Source organism: Pseudomonas sp., from assembly GCF_050739995.1.
In the GTDB taxonomy this organism is placed as follows: Bacteria; Pseudomonadota; Gammaproteobacteria; order Pseudomonadales; family Pseudomonadaceae; genus Aquipseudomonas.
In genome coordinates, this window is sequence record NZ_JBOICG010000616.1 from 1 (window position 1) to 4,384 (window position 4,384).

At 55.8% G+C, this 4,384-nt stretch carries 4 protein-coding genes and 1 pseudogene; 2 read left to right on the plus strand and 3 right to left on the minus strand.

The genetic code is table 11. The annotated features are described in order from the left end of the window. Positions 1–207 (minus strand): annotated as a pseudogene (locus ACRESD_RS20680) (serine hydrolase); the annotation flags it as partial. Between the two features lie 229 nt (positions 208–436). Here ACRESD_RS20680 and ACRESD_RS20685 point away from each other — a divergent pair. Both ACRESD_RS20685 and ACRESD_RS20690 read left to right on the plus strand, forming a co-directional pair. Continuing rightward, on the plus strand, positions 437–2,440 hold the full coding sequence (locus ACRESD_RS20685; protein ID WP_431752601.1) for a hypothetical protein: 2,004 nt from the start codon (positions 437–439) through the stop codon (positions 2,438–2,440). A 50-nt stretch (positions 2,441–2,490) separates the two neighbouring features. Continuing rightward, a complete protein-coding gene (locus ACRESD_RS20690; RefSeq protein WP_431752602.1) occupies positions 2,491–2,982 on the plus strand; it encodes a hypothetical protein in 492 nt (163 codons plus the stop codon). Here the strand turns inward: ACRESD_RS20690 and ACRESD_RS20695 are convergent. Together ACRESD_RS20695 and ACRESD_RS20700 are read right to left on the minus strand one after the other, a co-directional pair. Continuing rightward, positions 2,948–3,430 (minus strand): GFA family protein, encoded by a 483-nt coding sequence (locus tag ACRESD_RS20695; RefSeq protein ID WP_431752603.1) that lies wholly within the window; start codon positions 3,428–3,430, stop codon positions 2,948–2,950. The genes ACRESD_RS20690 and ACRESD_RS20695 overlap by 35 nt on opposite strands. 32 nt (positions 3,431–3,462) lie before the next feature. Next, positions 3,463–4,353 carry a LysR family transcriptional regulator gene (locus ACRESD_RS20700; RefSeq protein WP_431752604.1) on the minus strand — a complete coding sequence of 297 codons (891 nt, stop codon included), beginning with the start codon at positions 4,351–4,353 and terminating at the stop codon, positions 3,463–3,465. Positions 4,354–4,384: the final 31 nt, after the last annotated feature.

Here is a 4,384-nt window from a genome sequence, read left to right on the forward strand (position 1 = left end):
GATCAACTCCTGGCCGTTGAGCAGGGCAATCGACAACCCCGCCACGTTCTCCCGCGCCATGTCCTGGGGAATGCGGGTTTGCAGGTAGCGGATGATTGCACCGTAATCACCCTTTTGAATCGGCGGCGGTGCAGGCGGTTGCCCATGGCAACCGATACTGCTCAGCAGGCAACCCAGCAGAGGAATACCGCGCAATGTGCGAAACATGAAGAGCACCCGGATGGTCGTTTGGATGCTCGAATGCTAGGGCGGTGGTGGCCAATAATCTTTGAGAGCTTTGTCGGGAAACTGTCAAAGACTGTTAACGCCCCAGTCTAGGAAGCTTCAAAACAGAATCAGGACGTACCCTTCTAGAAAAGGGAAATATTCCGGCATTTTTAGCGGACATCCAGACTTTACCCTCTGCGCTCTTGTGAAATCAGGAGCGACACTGTCCATGGATGTTACAAACTGGAGCCATCCGTTCAAGGATCAAAGCCACCCGTTGTCGCAGTTGACTCAGCTGGGCAATGCTACTGCGGGGTATTACCCCTTGGGGCGCAATGCCCTGTGGCATGGCGGGGTACATTTTGACAGCGGCACGGCCGGCTTTCTTGATCAGTCGGCTGTCTACTGTGTGGCTGACGGTGAAGTAGTGGCTTACCGCATCGATGAGCATTCACCCACTACCTCATATGTAGACAATGACCAATGCGTGGCGAAACCGTTTTCGCGCAACTTTGTGTTGGTTCGCCATCGCCTTCAGCCGCCCTGCATCGAAGGCTGCGCACAGACACCTCCCAGTCTTACCCTCTACAGCGTGTATATGCACCTGCAGGACTGGGCGTTCTATCGTGAAGATCCAACGGTCGCTCGACCCGCCTTTTGGCCTGAAAAAGCAACGGATGGCGTTGTCGTGCTGCAAGCGCCTGTCGCCATCAGGGCTGCCGATTTGATCGGGCATATCGGGCTTTATCAGTGTGGCGATGCAAAAAAGCCGGAAAGGAAACTGCACCTGGAAGTCTTCAGTGCTGATGACGTCGAAGGTTTTCTCGACGCCAGCCGGGCATGGGCGCAGCAGTTGCCAGCCAGCGACAAGACCTGGCTCAAACTGGCCGCAGGCACTGCGGTCGTGCCCCATCAAGAGGGCTTTGGTGTTACGCAATGTCCCGTTCCTAATGATGCTAGCCCGGTCAGTGGCGCAGATTTACTGCTGCCCAAAGCGTTGCTCGACAGCTTGCCGCCCGAAAGCAAAATGACCCACGTTCAGGGCACGGCCAGCACATGGTATCGCCTGGAAGGGTTGCTCCTGGATGCCGATAACCATCCACTCGACGGTTGGGTATGCGAGACCGTGGGGGTTACACCCTGGGTCAGTCCATGGTCGTGGGAGGGCTATACGATTGTCTACAGCGTCGACACCTCATTGAGTGCACTGGCTGCGCTGTTACGTGACCTTGGGCGATTAAGCGAGGCCCAGCTTGCACGTTTTGGTCGCGTGGCCGACGAGGGGAACAAGGGCCGGATCAAAAGCCGTCTCTACGACATCATCGACCGCAACCGCGATGGAAAGATCACGGCAGCCGAGCTGCAAGCGGCGATCCGCCAGCCGTCTCATGCACAGTCGATTTCGCGATTGATCATTCATACCGAAAGCGAATGGTCCCAGCCCGGCAAGTGGGACGGGCTGGATGAGATGCTTGGCCACACCCGATTGACGCCGAACTTGAACTGGCTGGCGGAGAAACAACGGATCAACGCCTTGTGTTGGTGGGAAGAGGTGGCGCCGAAGATTGGGCTGCCTGGGAATGGGGCGGTGTATCACTTTCATCCGGTGGGGTTGGTGGGGCAGTTTTCAGTTCTTAGCAACGTTAACTATTTGGTTGTACGGCGCGGTCAAATTACGTTCGATGCAGAGGGGAATGATATCGCGATCAGTCCTTATTTCAGCAGGTGCCTACATTGGCCAGGAGGCGCTTCTGGCGTCACGTTAGGGCGGGGCTACGACATGCGCCATAGAACAAGAAATACGGTCTATAAAGATCTGATTTCAGCCGGGGTGGATGCGACCTCTGCCGAAAAATTCTCCCTTGGCGCTGGCTTGTTTGGTCAAGCAGCCAGCGGCTTCGTGAGGGAAAATAAGCATTCATTTGGCACGATCTCGGCAAAAGCCCAGCGCATACTGTTTGAAGATCTGATATATCCATTTTATGAGGCTGTTTCTAAACAGCAATATAATACAGTAGTTGAAGTTAATGGCGTCGCATGGGGGCAGCTTGATGCGCGAGTGAGAGATATAGTGGTCGATCTGACTTATCAGCAAGGAAGCGTGTGGAAAAGACAATGGCCTTATGTGTTGAAGGGTAACAGGCTTGAATTGGCACACTATATTGAAAATACACCTGAGCTGATGCGGTATGAAGCTGGTCGGAAGAGAGTCAGTTATTTAAGGGCGAATTGATGAGGTGGTTTACATGCTTTATTGTATTGGCCCTATGGGGTTCTTGCTCGGTGCATGCTGACTCGGGTGATCCTATCCGCTTTGTTGAGAGCGATGTCGGTGCGGGCAGGTTTATATGGTCTGGGTTTTATTTTAGAAACAGCGAGCTGTGTACTTATCCGAATAGTGATGACTCCTGTGCAGATGAGTTCAATGATTATTTGAACATAAGTCCAGTGGGTGAGACTTATTCAGTGGAATTGAATAGCACACAGGCGGGGCAGCATGTATGTGATTTTTCGATTGTTATGAAAGAAGTAGCAGGGTTGCTTGCATATAGAACTCCGTATGGAGATGTTTTATTGCAAAGGAATGGATCGTTTTTGGAAGTTTCTTCACAAGGCATTGACCCTACTGCGAGCGGCCTTGGTGTATGTGGTGCGCACGCTGACATTGATGGTCTGAAGTTCCCTTTGGGTAATGATCAGGCAATTCATAAATCAATACGTATCGATCCTTCTGTAGATGCTACAAACCCAACCGCTCATGCCACTGCGCAATAGACTCTTCAGGATACTCATCAAACTGCAAATCCCCCTTGCGCACCGTCACTTCCACCCACGGTGCCTTGGACCCCAGCATCAAGTGCGTGTGCTCCGGCGGCACCGGTAATGGTGTGTCGATGGCTGAAGCGAACGGGTGGATCAACTCTGGCCATTGCGGGCTGAACAGCCATAAGGCGCTGCCGCATTGCGAGCAGAAATGTCGTTCGGCGGTGCTGGCGTGGGCACGGCTGGCGCCCTCCGGCTTGAGTTTGGCGTGGTAGATCGAAATCTGTTTGCGCCCGCGCACCTTCAGGCTCTTGGCGTCGCCGCCCAGGTTGATCGCATAACCGCCGCCGCCTTGAGTTTTTCGGCAGATCGAGCAGTAGCAACGCTGGTACGGGTAGGGGTGGGCGCTGTTCAAGCTGAAGGTGACAGCGCCGCAATGGCAGGACCCTTTTAACTCCATGGAAGTCTCCTTTGGCGAGGTGACTGTTGAGCTTAGGCGGTTTTCGGCATCAAGGTAGCGATCAACGCCCGAATGGTGCCGGGCAAGGCTTCCAGCTCCCGCACCAGGATGCTGCGCTCGCGAATCGTCCATGGTTCGTCCAGCTTGACCGCCACCAGTTGCATGGTGCGGCTGTGCCGGACGGCGGCGGATTCGGGGATGATGCCGATGCCCACGCCGGCCTCGACCATTCGGCAGATCGCTTCGAAGCTCGACACCTGGATGCGCAGCGACAGTTGCTTGCCCAGCCGCTCGACGTGTTCGCGCAAAAAGCTCAGCAACGTGCTGCCCTCATGCAAGCCGATATGTTGATACGCCAGCGTCTGTTCTAACGTCACTGACGGTTGATCCGCCAATGGGTGCCCGACCGGCACCATCAACACCAATTCGTCTGTGCTGAAATGCAGCACCTGCAAGCCCGCCGCTTCCACGGGGCCGGCGATGATGCCCATGTCACTGGTGCCGTCCAGCACGCCACGCACGATGTCCCGGGACAGGCGCTCCTGCAGGTCAACGGTGACGCCGGGACGCTGGGACAGGAACCCCGCCAGCACCTCCGGCAGGAACTCGGTGACCGCCGTGGTGTTGGCGAAGATACGGATATGCCCGGCCGAATCCACGCCGTATTGGGTGAACTCGCTTTTCAGGTAATCCACCTGGCGCATGATCAGACGCGCATGGTGCAGCAGGCGTTCGCCCGCCGGAGTGATCTCCACGCCACGGCTGTCGCGGTACAGCAAGCGTGTGTCGAGCTGGCCTTCCAGGGCCTTGATGCGTGCACTGGCGGCCGCTGGAGAGAGGAACGCACGCTTGGCGCCCTGGGTCAGGCTGGGGGATTCGGCGATATGGATAAACAGGCGTAAGTCAGCCAGATCAAAGTGCATGCAAGGCTCCGGGGCAGCGACGAAGAACCCA

What these genes read in the sequence shown, in the direction of transcription:
- ACRESD_RS20695 (WP_431752603.1), bottom strand. Translation starts at nt 3,430, where the DNA reads ATGGAGTTAAAAGGGTCCTGCCATTGCGGCGCTGTCACCTTCAGCTTG.
- ACRESD_RS20700 (WP_431752604.1), bottom strand. Translation starts at nt 4,353, where the DNA reads ATGCACTTTGATCTGGCTGACTTACGCCTGTTTATCCATATCGCCGAA.
- ACRESD_RS20685 (WP_431752601.1), top strand. Translation starts at nt 437, where the DNA reads ATGGATGTTACAAACTGGAGCCATCCGTTCAAGGATCAAAGCCACCCG.